At 52.8% G+C, this 19,143-nt stretch carries 17 protein-coding genes and 1 pseudogene; 16 read left to right on the forward strand and 2 right to left on the reverse strand.

Going from position 1 to position 19,143, the window contains the following annotated elements:
* Positions 1 to 13: 13 nt before the first annotated feature.
* Positions 14 to 523, reverse strand: a pseudogene (locus tag GM676_RS23600) (rhodanese-like domain-containing protein); the annotation flags it as partial.
* A 522-nt stretch (positions 524 to 1,045) separates the two neighbouring features.
* On the opposite strand from GM676_RS23600, the gene GM676_RS23605 reads away from it, so the two are divergent.
* The 14 genes from GM676_RS23605 to GM676_RS23670 all read left to right on the forward strand — a co-directional run bounded on the left by GM676_RS23605 (position 1,046) and on the right by GM676_RS23670 (position 17,250).
* Positions 1,046 to 3,805: an FG-GAP-like repeat-containing protein gene (locus tag GM676_RS23605; protein WP_155466536.1), complete on the forward strand. Its 2,760-nt coding sequence runs from the start codon at positions 1,046 to 1,048 to the stop codon at positions 3,803 to 3,805.
* A 31-nt stretch (positions 3,806 to 3,836) separates the two neighbouring features.
* The gene (locus GM676_RS23610; protein WP_155466539.1) at positions 3,837 to 7,121 is read left to right on the forward strand and encodes an RHS repeat-associated core domain-containing protein; all 3,285 of its coding nucleotides are present in this window, start codon (positions 3,837 to 3,839) and stop codon (positions 7,119 to 7,121) included.
* Positions 7,105 to 7,425 (forward strand): hypothetical protein, encoded by a 321-nt coding sequence (locus tag GM676_RS23615; RefSeq protein ID WP_155466542.1) that lies wholly within the window; start codon positions 7,105 to 7,107, stop codon positions 7,423 to 7,425. The genes GM676_RS23610 and GM676_RS23615 overlap by 17 nt, the downstream gene beginning before the upstream one ends.
* 17 nt (positions 7,426 to 7,442) lie before the next feature.
* Positions 7,443 to 8,339: an alpha/beta hydrolase family protein gene (locus GM676_RS23620; protein WP_155466545.1), complete on the forward strand. Its 897-nt coding sequence runs from the start codon at positions 7,443 to 7,445 to the stop codon at positions 8,337 to 8,339.
* A gap of 124 nt (positions 8,340 to 8,463) precedes the next feature.
* Entirely contained in the window at positions 8,464 to 9,651 is a 1,188-nt protein-coding gene (locus tag GM676_RS23625) for a type II secretion system F family protein (protein WP_155466548.1), read from the forward strand.
* Positions 9,648 to 11,318 (forward strand): GspE/PulE family protein, encoded by a 1,671-nt coding sequence (locus GM676_RS23630; RefSeq protein ID WP_155466551.1) that lies wholly within the window; start codon positions 9,648 to 9,650, stop codon positions 11,316 to 11,318. Before GM676_RS23625 ends, GM676_RS23630 begins: the two co-directional genes overlap by 4 nt.
* A 10-nt stretch (positions 11,319 to 11,328) precedes the next feature.
* Positions 11,329 to 12,006 (forward strand): hypothetical protein, encoded by a 678-nt coding sequence (locus GM676_RS23635; RefSeq protein WP_155466554.1) that lies wholly within the window; start codon positions 11,329 to 11,331, stop codon positions 12,004 to 12,006.
* Positions 11,994 to 12,542: a PilN family protein gene (locus tag GM676_RS23640; RefSeq protein WP_155466557.1), complete on the forward strand. Its 549-nt coding sequence runs from the start codon at positions 11,994 to 11,996 to the stop codon at positions 12,540 to 12,542. The genes GM676_RS23635 and GM676_RS23640 overlap by 13 nt, the downstream gene beginning before the upstream one ends.
* The gene (locus GM676_RS23645) at positions 12,539 to 13,087 is read left to right on the forward strand and encodes a hypothetical protein (protein ID WP_155466560.1); all 549 of its coding nucleotides are present in this window, start codon (positions 12,539 to 12,541) and stop codon (positions 13,085 to 13,087) included. The genes GM676_RS23640 and GM676_RS23645 overlap by 4 nt, the downstream gene beginning before the upstream one ends.
* Positions 13,084 to 13,602: a hypothetical protein gene (locus GM676_RS23650; protein ID WP_155466563.1), complete on the forward strand. Its 519-nt coding sequence runs from the start codon at positions 13,084 to 13,086 to the stop codon at positions 13,600 to 13,602. The genes GM676_RS23645 and GM676_RS23650 overlap by 4 nt, the downstream gene beginning before the upstream one ends.
* 13 nt (positions 13,603 to 13,615) lie before the next feature.
* Positions 13,616 to 15,868, forward strand: a complete 2,253-nt coding sequence (locus GM676_RS23655; protein WP_155466566.1) for a secretin GspD/PilQ domain-containing protein — start codon at positions 13,616 to 13,618, stop codon at positions 15,866 to 15,868.
* Between the two features lie 15 nt (positions 15,869 to 15,883).
* A complete protein-coding gene (locus GM676_RS23660; protein ID WP_155466569.1) occupies positions 15,884 to 16,372 on the forward strand; it encodes a type IV pilin protein in 489 nt (162 codons plus the stop codon).
* The gene (locus GM676_RS23665; protein ID WP_229262837.1) at positions 16,350 to 16,757 is read left to right on the forward strand and encodes a type II secretion system protein; all 408 of its coding nucleotides are present in this window, start codon (positions 16,350 to 16,352) and stop codon (positions 16,755 to 16,757) included. Before GM676_RS23660 ends, GM676_RS23665 begins: the two co-directional genes overlap by 23 nt.
* A 1-nt stretch (position 16,758) precedes the next feature.
* Entirely contained in the window at positions 16,759 to 17,250 is a 492-nt protein-coding gene (locus tag GM676_RS23670) for a type II secretion system protein (protein ID WP_155466572.1), read from the forward strand.
* 3 nt (positions 17,251 to 17,253) lie between these two features.
* On the opposite strand, the gene GM676_RS23675 is transcribed toward GM676_RS23670, so the two are convergent.
* The gene (locus GM676_RS23675) at positions 17,254 to 18,144 is read right to left on the reverse strand and encodes a sulfurtransferase (protein ID WP_155466575.1); all 891 of its coding nucleotides are present in this window, start codon (positions 18,142 to 18,144) and stop codon (positions 17,254 to 17,256) included.
* A gap of 156 nt (positions 18,145 to 18,300) precedes the next feature.
* Between GM676_RS23675 and GM676_RS23680 the strand changes: the two genes are divergently transcribed.
* Both GM676_RS23680 and GM676_RS23685 read left to right on the forward strand, forming a co-directional pair.
* Positions 18,301 to 18,681, forward strand: coding sequence for a colicin immunity domain-containing protein (locus tag GM676_RS23680; RefSeq protein ID WP_170304351.1), 381 nt, complete (start codon positions 18,301 to 18,303; stop codon positions 18,679 to 18,681).
* Positions 18,678 to 19,097, forward strand: a complete 420-nt coding sequence (locus GM676_RS23685; protein WP_155466581.1) for a type II toxin-antitoxin system VapC family toxin — start codon at positions 18,678 to 18,680, stop codon at positions 19,095 to 19,097. The genes GM676_RS23680 and GM676_RS23685 overlap by 4 nt, the downstream gene beginning before the upstream one ends.
* Positions 19,098 to 19,143 lie beyond the last annotated feature (46 nt).

Genomic DNA, 19,143 nt, shown 5'->3' on the forward strand with positions numbered 1-19,143 from the left:
TACGCCGTTTCCACTACTTGCCGTAGCAATGCGGGCAAGACTTCCCATACACATACTCCGGCGACAATTGCTGGCGCGGGGTGACCACGGCGCGGCAGTTGAAGCATTGGGCGGTTTCGGTCGGTTCCAGTTTCGGATTCAGCGCGGTACGGTAGTCGAACACGAAACAGTCGCCGGTGTAGTGGTCGCCGCCGACTTCCTCGAAGTATTTCAGGATGCCGCCTTCCAGTTGGTAGACGTTGTCGTAGCCGATGTTCTGCATGTGGATGGCGGCTTTTTCGCAGCGGATGCCGCCGGTGCAGAAGGTCACCACGGTCTTGCCTTCGAAGTCGGCCTTATGGGCGGCGATCACGTCCGGGAATTCGGTGAACTTCTTGATGCGGTAATCGACCGTGTTGTTGAAGGTCCCGACGTCCACTTCGAAATCGTTGCGGGTGTCGACCATGACCACCGGCTTGCCGTTGTCGTCGACGCCGTTGTCCAGCCAGCGCTGGAGGATGTGGGTTTCAACGAAGCGTACGCGGTCATCTCGTGGTTGATAGCTATGCACGCTTGGCAACGCAACGCACTGTCGTCACCGGCAGCAGCACTGCCAAGGCCACATGCCAGTTTGGGTAATCAACACGTCGAGATCGCCATCCGTCCAATTACAGTCAAGAAGAACTAGCTGTTCACCGACTTGGAGCAGACCGACTACCGTGCCGTCGTCATCCCGAGTCTGCTCCCACGCTGCCAAGTTGAACGGACTCGATCCGCTGCGCTGGCTGTCCCGCGTACTGAAAATCTCTTAGCGCACCCAATAGCCAGCCCAATGCGCTGCTGCCATTTCTACCCTTCGCCTAAACTGACTGCAAGGTGGGGCGCTGAATGGCATTTCCCGAATCCGGTAATGATCTCAAGTGGCTTCCTTTTTGAGAGCATGAAACCAAAATAATAATAATTGCCTAAATTAAAGAAAAAGATTACTATTTGGACATTGCTTTAATCTAAAGTCTTGACGCAATGAATTTGCGTTTTGGTAAATTTCAGTGCCTCAGGAGATGTTATGCCCCGGTTTGTACCGCGTGCGCTTTTACCGCTCGTTCTTGTTCCCGTTTTTTCCTTCGCCGCGCCAGCGCAAATGCAAACCCCGGCGCAATTTTCGGTCGGGGCCAACGGCGCCGCGACCTTCACCATACCCATTCAAGTCGCACCTGGCGTTGCCGGTGTCCAACCGGACCTGTCGCTGACGTACAGCAGTAGCGCCGGTACCGGGCTGATGGGCGTTGGGTGGTCGATCAATGGCTTTTCCACTATCACCCGTTGCGGCACCAGCGTCGCACAGGACGGGCAGTTGAGCGGCGTGAATGCCGAGGCGGCCGACCAGTTTTGCATGAATGGGCAGCGTTTGATTTTGGTGAGCGGTGCTCCTGGCGGTGAGGGTTCGGAATATCGTACCGAGATAGATGGCATCTCCAAAATTGTCTCGTATGGTCCCAGTTATCTGGGCCCAACCCGGTTCAAGGTCTGGACCAAATCCGGGCAAAAGCTGGCCTTCGGGGATGCGGCAGCCACAGTAATTTCTGCCGACAGACAACGGTATATTTCCTGGTCCTTGTATCAAGTCTATGACGTGAAGGGCAATTATTACCAGATTAATTATTCAGATTCCGCTGTTTCGGCGCAGCGCTATCCTGTTAGCGTGGAGTACACCAGAAACGATGATTTTGACTATTCTCTGAAAACTGCCGGCCTCCGGCTTAAGCTTAACAATGTCCGATTTGGCTACGAAAACCTCGCGTCCACCGAAATAACATCCACGTACCAGATGGGGCACAAGACGGCAAATCCTGTCAGGTTAACGTCCGTACGGAGCTATCTGTATCTAGACGACGGGCAGTCGGTAGAGCCGTTGATACGTGAATATCGCATTGCCTACGACAAAAGTCCGACGACGCAGCGCAGTCGCGTTACCAGCATTACGGAATGCGACAAAAGCATCAACTGCATGCCGTCGATGACCTTCGGGTGGCAAGGCTCTGTCCCCAATTTTGCGGGTGACGGCAGCGGTTATTGGGCCGGCCCGGTGGCTGGCCAAAGCAGCGTAACTGGCGACTTCAACGGCGACGGCAAGGCCGATATCCTCGCCTATAGCGGTTCCGGCAATGTCTGGAACCTTTGCCTGTCGAATGGCACCGCCTTCAATTGTTCGGACGTGAATCTGGTTTCCGGTGCTGACGTCAAGAACTTGGTGGGCGACTTCAACGGCGACGGTAAATCCGACATCATGGTCTATTCCGGCAGCGCCAATCAATGGAACCTATGCCTTGCCAACGACACCGGTTTTAATTGCTCAGTCGTGCAAGCGGGGAGTGATGCCAGCATTGCCAGAGATTTCAATGGGGATGGCCGGACCGATATGATCAGCTACCTTGCCACCAACCAGTGGCAACTGTGCCTGTCCAACGGCGCCGGGTTCGATTGCAGCACCGTTGCGGCAACCACCGGCGATAGCGTTTTTGGCGACTTCAACGGCGATGGCCGGACCGACATGATGGCGTACCTCGGAAGCGGTCAATGGTCGATGTGCCTCTCGACCGGCAACGCGTTTACCTGCGGTACGGTGGCCGCGCACAGCGGCGGCACGCAAAACAATGTCATCGGTGACTTTAACGGCGATGGTTTGACGGATTTGATGTCCTATAACGGCGCGAACAGCCAGTGGCAAATGTGCCTGGCGACCGGGAAAGGTTTCGACTGCTCGACGGTAGTGGCCCATGCGGCGGGTGTGCAAGGGAATGTGGCGGGTGACTTCAACGGCGACGGGCGCACCGACTTGACAGCGTTTAACGCCGCGACCGGGCAATGGCGGCTGTGCATGGCAAGCGGAAGCGGATTCGCCTGCAGTGACGTGGCGGGACCGGCCACTGCCGAAAACAAGGACCTTAGCGCTGACTATAACGGTGATGGCAAAACCGACTTAATGCGCTTCTCCAGTGCGGATGGCCGCTGGCATGCAATGCTGGCTAACAACGCGGCGGTTGACCTGATGACGTCAATCAGCCGCGGACTTGGCGGTACCACGAACATTAGCTACAAGCCACTGACCGATGTCAGCGTGTACACCAAGCTCGATTCCCCAGCTTCGGCATCGATTTACCCGTTGCGAGATCTGCAAATTCCGCTGTATGTCGTGGCTGCGGTCTCAAGTCCAAATGGCATAGGCGGAACATTAACCACCACGTACAAATACGGGGGCCTGAAGGAGAACGTCAGTGCGAGAACCCAGATGGGTGTGGGCGCTGCCTTTCTGGGCTGGGCAGCGAATTATAGTGGCCAATACAACCCTGGATTTTCCTCTGGCATGGGTAGAAATCTACTTGGGTTTGCGTGGGTGGAGTCGCAGCAAATTGAATCGAAACGAAAAAGTCGAACCGTCTACCGGCAAGACTGGCCCTATGTTGGCTTGGCTGCCTCCACGACTACCTGGCTGGTGAAGAGCGCAGGGGACGTGCAGCTCAGCAAAAATGAAAACACTTATGACTTCTTGATCTCGAAAACTCTGAGTGGCTGTGTTACTGGCGCGTGCAAATCTTACTTGCCGTATTTGAGCGTCAGCCTGAGCAACACTTGGGATCTGAACGGAGCGGTACTTCCGTGGAACAAGGTCACGATCCAACCTGATCAATGGGGCAATCCGCTCCAAACAACCAGTTCGACAGAGGGTGGTTACAGCAAGACGACCGTTAGAACCTATCTGAACGACGAGGCCAATTGGTATATCGGTCGACCTCTCAGTACTGTCGAGACCAGCGTATCTCCTTGATCATTACTTCTCATCTGAAGCGGCGCTGCGCATGTGGAATAGTCGTCTCCATGTACAGCGCGCCGGGGCATCGCGCTCAAAAAATATCGGTAAAAAGATGAATTATTCGAAATTTCAAGCAGTAGTAAAGCCATCAATCATTTGCGTCGCTCTGATGCTTTCCTTGGTGGGCGCGGCACAAGGCAACACGCTCAAGCGTACTTCTTCGCAAACGTATTATGCGAATGGGCAGTTGTTCACGACATATGTCGAGCCTGACGATGTTCGTGTTAAATTGGCAACAACATATGCGTATGACATCCGTGGAAACCTCAACAACACGACCATAACATCTGGTGCCACCGGCAATGCTGCAATCACCACGCGTGGAGTCAGCACCAACTATGGTACATACGCGCAATTTCCGCTGACTTCGACAGATTCATTAAACCAAAAAACATCCAGGAGCTATATCTCCGATTTTGGCGTCATTCAATCCTATACAGCTCCGAGCAGTGACATTTACCGCTACACCTACGATAGTTTTGGCAGGAAATCGGCGGCATATCCTCCCGCAGGGGTGACCTACCGAGGTTGGGTGTACTCATATTGCGTCGGCGTGAACAATGGCACGGCTACCTGTCCCGCAAATGCGGCCTACGTCATACAAAGATCGGTTAACAGTGATGCTGCGATAAATCTTGAGCCGTGGCAGAAAACTTATTTCGACCTTGCCGAACGCGAGGTTCGTAGCGAAACCCAAGGCTTCGATGGTACCAGCGTGATTCGGAAAGATACCGAATACGATGAGCTCGGTCGCGTCTATCGTTCAAGCCGGCCGTACTATGCGAATCAACCCCAGCAATGGACCTACTTCGAATACGATGATCTTAATCGGGTGACGAAGACGACAGGGCCAGACGGCGCGGTCGTTACGACGGAGTACGACGGGCTCACCACTAAGGTCACCAATCCTCTGAGGCAGACCCGGACGACCATTAAAAACAACGTGGGCCTGATTGCGCAGGTCGAGGATGCTGTCGGAAGCACGCTGAAGTATGAATATGATGCTCACGGCAACCTGTCGAAAACAACCGATCCCAAGGGAAATGTCACCCAGATGACGTATGACGCCTACGGCCATAAGACGTCGATGATCGATCCGGATCTGGGTACCTGGCTCTACGAGTACAACGCCGTGGGGGCGCTGGTCAAACAGACCTCTCCCAAAGGGCAGGTCACGACTTATGCTTACGACGTGCTCGGGCGGTTGACCAGCCGCACTGAGCCGGATTTAACGAGCACCTGGGCCTATGACGACTGCCGCGCGGGGAGTTTATGCCATGTGAAATCGGACAATGGCTACGTTAAAGATCTGACCTATAACTCGCTTGGCGACGTCACCACTGAAGCCATAAATACATCGGCAACGGAGCGATACATCGCTTCGCGATCGTTCGACGCGAACCTTCGGCTGGACACGATGACCTACCCAACCGGCTTGAAAATTAAGTTTATCTACACGAGCAACGGGTATGTGAAAGAACTTCGCAACGCGGACACCAGCGCCTTGTATTGGCAAGCGAACGCGATGGATGCGGAAGGCCACCTAACGCAGCAGACCTATGGCAACAACGTGGTGACGCAGCAGGTGTTCGATCCGGCCACGGGGCGTACAAAAACCATCGCGGCCGGCGCCGGCAACACGGTGCAGAATCTGTCGTTCACCTATGACGTGAACGGCAACGTGCTGACGCGTGCGGACGCCAATCAAAGCTTGTCGGAGAGCTTCCTGTACGACACACTGAACCGCCTGACCAGCAACACGGTGAACTCCAGCGGGGCAGGTGTGGTGACACAGACCTATGGCTACGACAGCATCGGCAACATCACCAGCCGCTCCGACACGGGGACGTACACCTATGGTGCGGTCAACCTGCGGCCACACGCGGTGGACCATATCGCGATGGTAGATGGTGGCACCCGGCAGTACAGCTACGACGCCGTGGGCAATCTGATTCAGGAGGTGCAGCGTGACGCATCGAACAACGTGATCCCGGCCAAGGGGCGCACCGAAACCTGGACCAGCTTTAATATGCCGCTGACGCTGTCCAGTCAGGCGTCGACGGCGAGTTTCGTCTATGGTCCGGATCACCAGCGCATCAAGATGACGGCCGACGGCACCACGACGACTTACATAAACCCAGGCAACGCGGGCGGCCTGCTGTACGAGAAGGATGTGAAGAGCAATGGTACCGTTGAGCATCGCCATTTCGTGACGGCGGGCGGTGGCGTGGTGGCATTGATCAAGCAGAGCGGCACCGGCGATAAGACCGTGCTGTACATGCACCGCGACCATTTGGGCTCGACCACGACGGTGACCAACGCATCGGGGGCGGTGATCGAGCGGATGGCGTACGAGCCGTTCGGCAAACGCCGCACGCCCGCCGGCGTGATGGATCCGAATAACGTTATTGCGGGCGTGAACACCGATCGCGGCTACACCAACCACGAGCATCTTGACGGGCTGGATCTGATTCACATGAACGGTCGAGTGTATGACCCATCTACCGGACGTTTCTTAAGTGCTGACCCAGGAGTGCCATATCCGACGGATCTGCAATCTTACAATCGTTATTCTTATACTCGAAATAATCCGCTGGTCATGGTCGATCCAAGCGGTTTTGATGACGAGGAGGTTGTTGACGATCATAAGAAAGTCAATTGTGCGTGCAGCTCAAGTGGAGTCGAGCGCGAGCAATTTGGAGATGTTAAAGATTCGGCAGCGCGATTGGGTGCTGATCGGTTAGAGAAAGTTACAGATGAAGATGGTAAGCTTATTGAGGTTCCCGTTGTAGAGGTTCCTGGTGATCGAAGTGCGGGAGATTCTTGGCGCGTGACACCTGCTGATCGAGTTGTCGGAAATATGTTGTTGATCGCCTCGAACGGAGTGCCTGTAGGGCGTGTGTTGAATGTTGCTGGGGATGCTATAAAATTTCTCAACTCGAGTAGAAAGACTACTACGTTATTCCGTGCAGTTAGTCCTGAGGAATTCAATGCATTAATAAAAAGTAAGAAATTCTCCTTTGGTCCTAATGGGAGTGAGATGAAGCAATTTGGTTTTAGCCTTGATGAAGTAGTTAAATTTGCTGATTTCGCATCCGATTATGCGGCCGTTATTAAGATTGAAGTAAAGACTAGCGTATTAAGTAATTTTTCTGTTACCTTAGGTAAGATCGACCCTTTTATTTTTAAAAGTGGTGTGGTTACAGTTAACGGCCAAGCTGGGATAAATATACTTAATAAAGCTGTGAAATCTATTGAGCACGCTTTTTAAGGTTGTTAATATGGCGCATATTTATGCAGAAGTATATATAAGTGATAACGTTCCTTATCCAAAAAAAAATGGTATCAGAACAGGGTATGCCCCTCACCATAAATTCGATGGAATTAATTATTTAGTAAGTGGATTTCATACTTATGAGGATGGTGAAATGCACTACCCAGGGGAATATTTAAAAACGAAAATTTCTTTCCCAAGCTGGGATGAGGTTTGCGATAAGATCGTGGTTGGGGAAGGTTTTGAATTAATGGAATTGGATAGATCTGTTGGTAAGGGCGTGGTTATTTCTATTATTTGATATATTTATGGATAAAATTGAGTAAGATTTCAAAAATACTTTTTTTCTCCTTGATCATTTTAAATTTGAAAAATGTGATGGCTGAAAAGATGTTTTTCAATCCAATTTTAACAAAAAACAATCTTGAGCGCAGTGAATGTGAAGAAAAAAAAGGAGCGCTTTGGGTTAATGTTGATGAAAAAAAATCTGGATGCTATTTTTATTATGCTTCTTTTAAAGAGGGAAAAGCTGCCGTTATTTTTATTCCCGGCGATGTTAATCCACAGATCACGTATCCAAATTTGAATCCAGACGTACTGATAAAATCAGCTTTTCGTACATCTCAAGCAATAAATGCATCCTTTATTTATATCGCTCGCCCCGGTTTGATGGGATCAACTGGAGATTTTCTAAAAACTTATCACACTGAAACTGAGATAGTGGAAATTAATGCTGTCCTTGATGAGCTAAAGGTGAGGTTTGGAATTACGAAATTTGCCTTGGCTGCACAGTCCGCCGGAGGGTTGATTGCCACTGGGATATTGAGCCGACGTTCAGATATTAAGTGTGCAGTCATTGCCTCTGGTTTGTTATCTATTGTGGATTTTACAAAATCCGGAAAATTAACTGCTGCTGGTGTGAAAAGGGAAATGAAAAAATCCTATGACCCGATTCTTAACATCGATAAGCTTAAGCAGCCCGTGCCACCTCTTTATTTTTTGGCCGACCCACAAGATTCTGTGGTTCCGATAAAAGGTCAGCGACAATATTATGATGCAATTCGATCTAAGGGAATTGACGCCACATGGGTGGAGATTAATTCTGCTGACCCTGAACATCATGTTCTAGAAGCTCGTGCTATCATCGGTGCAGGAGATTGCCTGGCGGATAAGTCATCAGGGGATATTGTTAATGCTGTAAGGAAGAAACGATAAGCCTTGCGAGTGATGTAGTGAATCTTTATTCTCGTCATTTGGAAAAGATTTTTTCTGCTGGTGTCAATATTGACGAATTTTCATTTGAAATATTGTCGTTTGTGCAGGCATCAAAGGATTCTTAATGCGATTCAAATTGAAGGTGTATCGCGCATCTACGAGCAGTCGTACGTTATCTTTGGCAGCGGTTGATGAAAAAGATTCAAGGCGCCAGGCTCTGGAGTTGGGATTTCAGGTTATCTCTGTAAGCCGTCAGTTGGACGGCTTTTCTTTTAAGGTAGGGCCTTCCTTTTCCATAGCTTTGTTTAGCGAGGAGTTGCTTGCCTTGTTGGAAGCAGGGTTGAGCTTGGTCGAGACGGTTGATGCTCTGGAACAGAAGTCAAAGACGCAGGAGTCCCATCAGATACTTGGTTCTTTGCTGACGATGCTGAGAGAAGGTAAGACGTTTTCTCAGGCATTGGCGAGCATGCCGGAAGTTTTCCCTGTGTTGTACGTCGCCACGATCCGCACATCGGAACGTACTGGCGATCTGGTGGAGGCATTGCGGCGCTACTTGGCGTATCACCGGCAGTTGAACCGAGTGCGTGAGAAGGTTGTCGCTGCGTCGGTTTATCCGTTGTTGCTGATGGCTGTTGGTTTGCTCGTTGTGCTCTTCTTGCTTGGTTATGTGGTACCTCGGTTCAGTCTTGTGTATGAAGACTTGGGGCGTAATTTGCCTTGGATGTCCCGTGTACTCATGAAGTGGGGGCAGTTTATTTCAGCGTATGGTTGGCAGACGGGTGTTGCGACTTTGGGCTTCATTGCTGGCACTACGTATCTACTTTTCCGATCTTCCGTCAAAGCCCGTCTGCTAAAAACGCTTTGGTCCTTGCCTGTGATTGGCAAGAAAATTCGGCTATATCAACTGGCTCGTTTTACCCGTACGTTGGCGATGCTTGTGAATGGCGGTATTCCCTTCGTCGGTGCGCTTGAAATGGTTCGTGGTCTGCTACAGCAGCCAGCCTTGCAACGCGGGCTGACCCATGCCGCGATCATGGTGCGTGAGGGGCGCGCGGTTTCCGATGCGTTTGCTAGCAATGGGCTGGCGACTGATGTGGGTGTCCGGCTGTTAATCGTCGGCGAGCGGTCTGGCGAGTTGGGCCAATCGCTGGAGCGGATTGCCGGCCTGTATGATGATGAGATTGCCCGTTGGGTTGACTGGTTTACCAAGCTGTTTGAACCTCTGTTGATGATAGGTATAGGCTTGGTGATTGGCACGATCGTGGTCTTGATGTACCTTCCTATTTTTGAACTTGCCAATAGCTTGCAATGACTTCGCAGGACATGATTTCCCCCGCTGTGATCGAGCAAGCCCGGGCAAAAGCGCTATCGGCTAATCGCCGTTTGACGGACGTTTTAGAAGAAGACCTCGTACTTGCTCCCGCTGAGTTTACGCGCCGGTTGGGCATGACGCTGCGCTGGCCTGTTGTGGTAATTGAAGCGCTGTACGAGCTAACGCCAGCCTTTGAACTTCTGTCGTACCACACGGCGGTTCAGCGCAACTGCTTTCTAGTGAGGGATGGCACAGTGTTGGTGTGCATTGTTGCTGACCCCTTTGATCTCAGCTTGCAGAACTTCATCGATACGATTGCTCCTATCGTTGAATACCGGGTAGCCCATCGTGCGGATCTTGCGGCTTACTTCGCCATGCATGAGGAGACGCTGCGCGCGATCGATAGTAATGCTCAGAGCTTGCCGGAAGAGGCGATATCCGATGACTCGGTAGAGAAGTTGTCGCTGGCGTCGATAGCCGAGGACACAAGTCCCGTCGTGAAACTGGTCAACTCGACTATTTATGATGCGCTGAAGATCGGCGCCAGCGATATTCATATCGAGACTACTCATACCGGTTTGCAGGTGAAGTACCGTATAGATGGTGTGCTGGCCAGTATCATCGCTGTGCCTGGCTTGGCCATGGCGGAGCAGGTGGTTTCGCGCATCAAGGTCATGGCGGAGTTGGATATTGCGGAGCGCCGCATCCCGCAGGATGGCCGTTTCAAATTGTCGGTCAAAGGCCAGGAAATCGACTATCGCGTTTCGATTATGCCTAGCCTGGTCAGCGAGGATGTCGTGATACGCGTGCTGGACAAGCGCACGCTAACCGATCAGGTGCAGGGCTTGCGCCTCGATTTGCTGGGCTTTGATCCGCTGTCGCTGGCAGAGATTCGCATGTTGGCCAACAAGCCATACGGCATGCTCTTGGTGACGGGACCGACTGGCAGTGGCAAGACCACCACCATGTATGCGGCCCTTTCGGAGATTAATAACGGCCAGGACAAGATCATCACGATTGAAGATCCAGTCGAGTATCAACTGCCTGGCGTGCTGCAAATTCCCGTGAATGAGAAAAAGGGGCTGACGTTTGCCCGGGGATTGCGTTCTATTTTGCGACACGATCCGGACAAGATACTGGTAGGCGAAATTCGTGATCCTGAAACGGCACAAATTGCCGTTCAGTCGGCCCTGACAGGACACTTGGTACTCACCAGTGTGCACGCCAACAATGTGTTCGATGTGCTGGGCCGCTTCCTTCATATGGGAGTGGATACGTACAGCTTTGTCTCCGCATTGAACGGTATTCTGGCGCAGCGGCTGCTACGGTTGATTTGTACTCAGTGCAGTACGCCATACAAGCCCAGTGCTGAGGACTTGGCCGTTTCGCGTATCAGCGCGGAGCAGGCGGCTTCAATGAACTTCTGTCGCGGAAAAGGCTGCGGCCACTGCCGGGGCAGCGGGTATAAAGGTCGCCACGCGATCGGCGAGGTGCTGTTGCTGAACGACGAAATGCGCGAGCTGATTGTATCGCGTGCACCGATTCGCAATATCAAGGAAGCGGCGCGTGCGAATGGTACGCGCTTCCTGCGCGATTCAGCGCTGGCCCTGATGGCGGATGGTCGGACTACTTTAGAGGAAATTAACCGTGTTACCTTCGTTGACTAGGCGCCTGCATGTGGAGCTGCATCCGGCGCGGATTATAGTCACGCCGATTGAACGCGGCTGGAAACCCCGGCGCGGTGCCTCGCTGCCAATTGCAGTTGATGCGGAAGCATCCGCCTCGAATTGGCGGGCTCCGTTGAGCACTTTGAAAACATGGTTAGCAGACCAGCCGCGTGCAAATGTGGAGCTGGTTGTGTCGGATTGTTACGCGCGTTATCAGTTGGTTCCATGGCATAGCGAGGTGAAAACCACAGCGGAGATATCCGCACTGGGCCGAGCCTGCTTTGCAGATGTGTACGGCAGTGCTGCGGACAACTGGGAAATTCAGACAGATTTGAGCGGCTACGGTATTCCTGGCGTCGCATGTGCCATCGACCAAGCGTTGCTGAAGGAGTTGCGCGACATTTTTACCGAAGGTGGCATGCGTCTCGACTCGGTTCGGCCGATGTTCATGGGTATGTTTAACCGATATCGCAAGCGGTTGGGGGCTCACGCCTTGCTCGCATCGATTGACGAGTCGCGTTGTGTGCTGGCTTGTATCAAGGATGGGAAATGGCACAGCATACGCTCGCTGCCTTGTATGGATATGGATACGGTATTGGAGCGTGAAATCCTATTGCAGGGACTTCCTCATGACGCTGTCCGTTTTGTGACTATCAGCGGCAAGGAGCATGATACGTGCGCCAGCTGAATTTCAATTTTTCCGGCCACCTTAGTTTGCTACAACAAGCAGGAAAGATATTCTTGCTGTTGTCAGTTGTCCTGGCTGCCTATTGCGTATGGAAGTATGAGGAGACTGAGCAGGAGTTGTCAGTCATTCGCGCGCATCAAAGCAAGCTGGCGCGTGTGCAGTCTGATGCCAGCGCGACGAGGCAAAATGCCGAGGTGTTGTCCGCAAAGGACGAGGAGATCAAGTACGCCAATCGGGTCATTGATCGCTTGGCGCTGCCTTGGGATCGCTTATTCAACGAGATGGAGAATACGGTTGATGCAGACGTCGTGCTGCTCGATGTGGCGCCGGATGCGGAACGTGGCCGTATCAGCTTTACCTCCGAGACGCGGGATCTCTCAACCATGCTGAACTATGAGCGTCGCCTGGCGCAGAGCCCGCTGTTAAGGGATGTTGTGATACAGAGCCATCAGGTGCAAATCCAGGATCCGCAAAAGCCCGTCCGTTTTGTCGTAGCGGCAGACTGGCTTCGGAAAACTCAGGAGCAATTGCCATGATGCGTTTGGATGTGGCGCGGATCGATTGGGCGATTCGCAGTGCAGCTCGCTACATAGGTGCTAGCGGAGTTGCCGCCATCTTACTCCTGGCGCTTACCGTCTTGTTTGTACCGATATTGTTGGTGCCGGCGTTGGTGCAGTTACAGGCTGCTAAATCGGCGCCTGCACAAGTGAGAATGGTGGAAGAGGCGCGCCGGCCTGAGTTGCAGAACAAGGAACAACTGGACAGTTTTTATCGTACCTTTCCAGCGCGATCATCGGTACCTGACGCGATGGAGAAACTATACGCTGCGGCGAGTGAACACCGTATTAATTTGGACAGCGGAGAATACCGTCTGGTTTCGACAAAAGCTGACTATCTTCTGCGCTACGAATTAGTTTTGCCAGTTAAGGGTGACTACGTGTCGATACGGAAGTTTGTGATTCAAGCTTTGGTTGATGTCCCGACCATTTCACTCGACAATATCAGTTTTCATCGACAAAAATCCGATGATGTGGTGGTTGAGGCTGAGCTTCGGTTTACTTTGTTTCTGAGGCGTGAATGAAGCCCATCTTTCGACGCTTGATACTGTACGGTCTGCTGTGCGGAACACTGATCTTTTCCTATTCTGTGTTTCGTGCAGAGGGTAGTGCTGCGACTGAGGTTGTGGCGCCAAACGCGAAGAGGCCAGCTATTCGGGAACAAGTTGTTGCTGCTGACGATAGCAGCGGAATTTCCCTGGAACGGATGGCCCGGACCTATGTCGCCGCCAATGACGCAAATCCTTTTGCGATGAAGTCATGGGCAACTGCCGCGCCTGCGGTGGCAAAGCCAGTACCCGCTACAACGCTCGACTCTGCGCCAGTCGCGCCGCCTTTGCCGTACAGCTTTGCAGGCAAGCTGGATCTGGATGGTGGCGTGTCGGTGATGTACCTGGTGAAGGGGGAGCAGTCCTTTGCGGTCAGCAAGGGCGAGATTTTTGATAATAACTACAGGTTGGAAGGTATGCAGGACGGTAATTTGGTGATCGTCTATCTTCCCTTGAACAGCAAGCAGCTACTGCCGGTCGGTACTGAATAAAAGCGAGTCAATAATGAAGCGATGGGGAGAAGGATTGCAATGGGTGTGTCTGGCATTGCTGTTAAGCGGCTGCGCCGGAGACCGCTATCACAAAGAAGGCATGGACTTGCTCGCGGCGGGGAAATCAGAGGAGGGCTTGCGCAAGCTGGAACAGGCTGTCAGGGAGGAGCCGGGCAATGTCGCATTTAAGTCCGATTATTTGAATCGGCGAGCAGAGCAGACGACGAGGTTGTTGTCTGCCGCAGATGCGGACTATACGGCGAACAAGCTGGAGAGCGCGGAGGCGCTGTATTTGCAGGTGCAACGACTGGAACCTGCAAATCAGCGCGCATTGGAGGGCTTGACTTCGATTGAGCGCAGCAGGCGCTATGCGCCGTTGCTTGATCAAGCCAAGGAAAACCTGCGGAAGGGAGAGTTGGAGCGCGCATTGTCGCAAGTGAAGATGGTCTTGAAAGAAAGTCCTGGCAATGCAAGCGCAATGGACTTAAGACGCAAAATTGAGGAGCAGATACTGAAGTCCCGTATCGCCGAGCCGCAGTTTTTTTCTGCCCAGCGTAAACCGATCAATCTGGAGTTCCGTGACGCCAGCCTGAAAATCGTACTTGATGCTTTGGCCCGTTCTACCGGCGTGAATTTTGTGCTCGATAAGGACGTTCGGCCAGATTTGCGCACCACCATCTACTTGCGCCAGGCGACGTTGGAGGATGCCATTGAGTTGCTCTTGCAGACCAATCGGTTAGAGAAAAAGGTTCTGAACAAGAATTCCATCCTGATCTACGCGAACACGCCAGACAAGCTGAAGGAATATCAGGAGCTGATGGTCAAAGGTTTTTATCTGACCAATGCGGATGCTCGCCAGATTCAGTCTGTGCTGAAAAATCTGTTGAAGGCCAAGGATATCTCTATTGATGAAAAGCTTAATCTTGTCGTGATTCGCGATACGCCTGAGGCTGTGCGGCTAGCTGAAAAGCTGATTGCCATGCACGACCTTTATGAGCCAGAGGTGATGCTGGAAGTGGAGGTGCTGGAGGTCCAACGTTCACGGTTGACAGAGCTCGGTGTCCAGTGGCCGAATCAGATGACGCTGACGCCGTTGTCGCGTGGCAGCGTTGCTACGCTGAGTGACTTGCGTGGCCTGAATTCCGATCGTATCGGCATCACGATTCCTAGCGCTACCGTCAACTTGCGTCGTGAGATTGGCGACGCCAAAATACTCGCCAACCCGCGCATCCGTGCCCGCAATCGTGAGAAGGCCAAGATCATGATTGGCGATAAAGTCCCGGTCGTGAATATCACGACGACATCTAACGGTGTGTCGTCCGAGAGCACGCAGTATCTGGATGTCGGCGTGAAGCTGGAAGTGGAATCGAATGTATATCTGCAGGATGAAGTAGCCATCAAGCTGGCGCTTGAAGTGAGTTCTTTGGTGCGTGAGGTGCGCACGCCTGCCGGATCGCTGGCCTATCAGATAGGTTCGCGTTCTGCATCGACGGTGCTGCGCTTGAAGGATGGTGAAACACAGATCCTGGGTGGTTTGATTAACGACGAGGATCGTACGACCGCGAGCCGTGTTCCAGGTGTCGGCGATATACCGATGCTGGGGCGTTTGTTCTCCAGTCAGAAAGATGACCGGTCAAAGACCGAGATCGTCTTGTCTATTACGCCGCATCTGATTCGCAATATTGAGCGTCCGGATGGATTGGATAGTGAATTCTGGTCGGGTACTGAAAATATGATGCGTACCAAGCCGTTACTGGTCGGCGCATCGCTAGCGAGCGATTCCGTTGATATCAATGAACCGGCCCGCGATGTTAGCGGGCAGATCGCGGCTGGCGCCAAGACGCCTAGCGCTCTGAGCCTGAACTTGCTGGGACCTGCGCAAGCCAAGGTTGGAGAGGAATTTAAAGTCGCAGTGCGCTTGAAGTCTGATGGTGGAGTACGTAGCTTGCCATTCCAGCTTGGATACGATCCCTCGCTGTTGCAAGTTGTGTCGATCTCTGAAGGTCCATATTTCAGCCAGCGTGATGCGCAGACCAGTATGTCCAGTAATGTTGACCAGGCTGGCGGGAAAATATCGGTGAGCGTTGTAAGGTCGGGTACGGATGGCGCTGTTGGCGAAGATAACGCCGTAGTCCTGACGATGCGTGCGCTGTCAGCGCGGCAGCCGGCGGAAATTAAGTGGCTGATGAGCGCTCCGGTGGTAATGGGAGGTAAGCAGATCACCCCATCGGCACCGCAGCCGCTATCCATCACGGTTGTTAACTAAATGATCGGACAGCGTATGGCGCGCGGCGTTTCGCGTTCGGCCGCCGGCTTCACCATCGTGGAGTTGCTGGTCACCGTGGTGATCGTCGGCATATTGTCGAGTGTGGCTTTTCCCATGGTTGAGTTGACGCTGCAACGGAATAAGGAGCAGGAACTGCGTCGAGACTTGCTTGAGTTGCGCGAAGCATTAGATGCGTACAAAAAAGCTGCGGACCAGGGGCGCATTGCAGTGGCTGCCGGCGAATCCGGCTATCCTCGCAGCCTGGAAGTGCTGGTCGATGGCGTGATCGATGCCAGAAGTCCAGTTGGCGATCGCATTTATTTTCTCAGACGGATTCCCCGCGATCCCTTTGCCACAGATACGACCACGCCTCCTTCATCGACTTGGGGGAAACGCAGCTACGCCTCTACGGCGGAAAACCCTAAAGAAGGCAACGATGTGTATGACGTTTATTCGCTGGAACCTGGTAATGGACTAAACGATGTTCCTTACCGTCAGTGGTGAAGGGGAGCCAATGAAGCGACAGACGGGATTTACCTTGATCGAGTTATTGGTCGTGATGGCGATCATCGCCTCACTGCTGTCAATTGCTGTTCCGCGCTATATCGGCAATGTCGATCGAGCGAAAGAAGCAGTACTCAAGGAAAACCTTACTACGCTCCGGGATGTCATCGACAAGCATTATTCCGATACCGGAAAGTATCCGGCGGCCTTGGATGATTTGATCAAGCGTCGTTATCTCAGAAAAATTCCGGTTGATCCTTTCACGGAAAGCAACCACACATGGACGGTGACACCGCCGAATGATCCGGAGAAGGGGGCTGTTTTCGATGTGCATAGCGGTGCCACAGGCGTGGCGAGCGATGGCACGGCGTTGAGAGATCTGTGACATGGCGAGCGTGAAAAAGCGACATCAGAGCGGCTTTACTTACATGGCGCTGCTGTTTTTTGTTGCGATCATGGGAGTTACTCTGGCGGCGACGGGGCAGTTGTGGTCAACAGCGCAGCAAAGAATCAAGGAGCGGGAACTGCTTTATATTGGCGGCGAGTTCCAGCGGGCGATCGGTGCTTATTACGAGCGTACGCCTGGAGCGATCAAGCGATTTCCGACGCAATTGGATGATTTACTAACCGACAGACGTATGGCGGGGACTGTACATCATCTACGACGTATCTATCTGGATCCCATGACATTGTCAGCAGATTGGGGATTGGTGCAGGCGCCTGACGGCGGCATCATGGGGGTGTACAGCCACTCAACCTCCACGCCTGTCAAAACCGGCAATTTTGCGGATGAGCAGGCGGGGTTTGATGCTGCTGAGAGTTACGCCGACTGGCGCTTTATTTATGTCCCGGCGAAAGAAGCAGTGCCGGGACGATGAAAATTAGCCGGCGTTTTTCTTGTCGTAGCAATGCGGGCAAGACTTCCCATACACATACTCCGGCGACAGTTGCTGGCGCGGGGTGACTACGGCGCGGCAGTTGAAGCATTGGGCGGTTTCGGTCGGCTCCAGTTTCGGGTTCAGCGCGGTACGGTAGTCGAACACGAAACAGTCGCCGGTGTAGTGGTCGCCGCCGACTTCCTCGAAGTATTTCAGGATGCCGCCTTCCAGTTGGTAGACGTTGTCGTAGCCGATGTTCTGCATGTGGATGGCGGCTTTTTCGCAGCGGATGCCGCCGGTGCAGAAGGTCACCACGGTCTTGCCTTCGAAGTCGGCCTTATGGGCGGCGATCACGTCCGGGAATTCGGTGAACTTCTTGATGCGGTAATCGACCGTGTTGTTGAAGGTCCCGACGTCCACTTCGAAATCGTTGCGGGTGTCGACCATGACCACCGGCTTGCCGTTGTCGTCGACGCCGTTGTCCAGCCAGCGTTTCAGCGTGTGGGCCTCGACGAACGGCGCGCGGCCTTCTTCCGGCTTGATCAGCGGCATGCGCATGGTGATGATTTCTTTTTTGATCTTGACCAGCATGCGCTTGTGCGATTGCTCGGCCGATAAGCTTTCCTTCACTTCCAAGTCGGCGAAGCGGGCGTCGCTGCGCACCCAGGCCAGGAATTCGTCGATATGGCCGCGCGGGCCGGACAGGAACATATTGATGCCTTCCGGGGTCAGCAGGATGGTGCCTTTCAGGCCCAGGCGCTGGCAGATGTCCTGGTACTGCGGGCGCATCGCTTCGGTGTTATCGAAGGTGACGAATTTGTAGGCGGCGATGTTGACGTGCTGGGTTGCAGCGCCAGCATGCGCTTCAGCTTGTAAAGCGGTATTAGCTTGCATGATGGTGTGGGGATCAAAAAAGGGAAAGGCGACATTATACGCGCGATTGCCGGGCAAGTCCTAATTTTGCCTAAAATTTGAGCAGGGTGACGAATTTGACTGAACTCTGCCGCCGTTCAGATGTCTAATCAGAAAAGCGACTGGAGGGAGCGCATCATGCGGACGGCGTTTGATAAATTTTCCTACCTCATTGGACTTTTCCTGCGTCAGCAATTATCTGCTCAGGAATTTAGCGGCACGTTCATCAACCAATTTTTGGATGAGAAAGAACCACTGCCCGAGCCGCTCTTTCTATTACTCGATGAGCTTTTTGGTGATGCCGATTCTTTTACAACCGACCAGGGATTATTGGCCGAAAATCCAGGCTTTTATTTAGACGAAAAAGGGTTGGAAGCCAAGACAAGAGATATTTTGCGTCGGATGCAGATGTGGCATACCCGCTCGCAAGACGCGGTTGAAGCAATGAGGCAGTTTGAAAAGATTGAGGGGGTGGAAGAGCAGCAAATTCTCGATTGGATAGCAGAGGGGAGAACATGAGTTTGGTTCTTGATGCATCCATGACGCTCTCCTGGATATTTAAACGTGCCGATCCGGCAGAAAGGGCTTGTGCCGATAGAGCTTTACTGTCGATGCCGGGGACGCCGGTAGTTGTGCCGCCACTTTGGTATTTGGAGGTCGCCAATGGTTTGCTCGTTGGAGAGCGTCGTCGTGTCGTGACAGAGGGGGAGAGTACGCATTTCTTGCGGCTATTGGCCCAACTCTCGATCAGCATAGATAGTGCCCTTGCTGCCACCCATCATGGTGAGGTGATTACCTTGGCGCGCCAGCATGACCTCACAGCTTATGATGCTTGTTACCTTGAGCTTGCGTTGCGCCTGGGGGCTGCACTCGCTAGTTTTGATGGCAAACTCATTAAGGCCGCGCAGGCGGCTGGCGGGTTGGTATTTACATAGTCCTGCGAACCCATGCGCGGTAAAATAGGGGGTTATCGAACCTGTA

Origin of the sequence: Duganella radicis, assembly GCF_009720825.1 — a bacterium.
Lineage (GTDB): Bacteria > Pseudomonadota > Gammaproteobacteria > Burkholderiales > Burkholderiaceae_D > Rugamonas > Rugamonas radicis.

Excerpts from the sequence above, each read along its gene's own strand:
- GM676_RS23660 (WP_155466569.1), top strand. The coding sequence starts at position 15,884 with ATGGCGCGCGGCGTTTCGCGTTCGGCCGCCGGCTTCACCATCGTGGAG.
- GM676_RS23665 (WP_229262837.1), top strand. The coding sequence starts at position 16,350 with ATGTTCCTTACCGTCAGTGGTGAAGGGGAGCCAATGAAGCGACAGACG.
- GM676_RS23610 (WP_155466539.1), top strand. The coding sequence starts at position 3,837 with ATGTGGAATAGTCGTCTCCATGTACAGCGCGCCGGGGCATCGCGCTCA.
- GM676_RS23645 (WP_155466560.1), top strand. The coding sequence starts at position 12,539 with ATGATGCGTTTGGATGTGGCGCGGATCGATTGGGCGATTCGCAGTGCA.
- GM676_RS23675 (WP_155466575.1), bottom strand. The coding sequence starts at position 18,144 with ATGCAAGCTAATACCGCTTTACAAGCTGAAGCGCATGCTGGCGCTGCA.
- GM676_RS23670 (WP_155466572.1), top strand. The coding sequence starts at position 16,759 with ATGGCGAGCGTGAAAAAGCGACATCAGAGCGGCTTTACTTACATGGCG.
- GM676_RS23685 (WP_155466581.1), top strand. The coding sequence starts at position 18,678 with ATGAGTTTGGTTCTTGATGCATCCATGACGCTCTCCTGGATATTTAAA.
- GM676_RS23625 (WP_155466548.1), top strand. The coding sequence starts at position 8,464 with ATGCGATTCAAATTGAAGGTGTATCGCGCATCTACGAGCAGTCGTACG.
- GM676_RS23630 (WP_155466551.1), top strand. The coding sequence starts at position 9,648 with ATGACTTCGCAGGACATGATTTCCCCCGCTGTGATCGAGCAAGCCCGG.
- GM676_RS23655 (WP_155466566.1), top strand. The coding sequence starts at position 13,616 with ATGAAGCGATGGGGAGAAGGATTGCAATGGGTGTGTCTGGCATTGCTG.
- GM676_RS23605 (WP_155466536.1), top strand. The coding sequence starts at position 1,046 with ATGCCCCGGTTTGTACCGCGTGCGCTTTTACCGCTCGTTCTTGTTCCC.
- GM676_RS23680 (WP_170304351.1), top strand. The coding sequence starts at position 18,301 with ATGCGGACGGCGTTTGATAAATTTTCCTACCTCATTGGACTTTTCCTG.
- GM676_RS23650 (WP_155466563.1), top strand. The coding sequence starts at position 13,084 with ATGAAGCCCATCTTTCGACGCTTGATACTGTACGGTCTGCTGTGCGGA.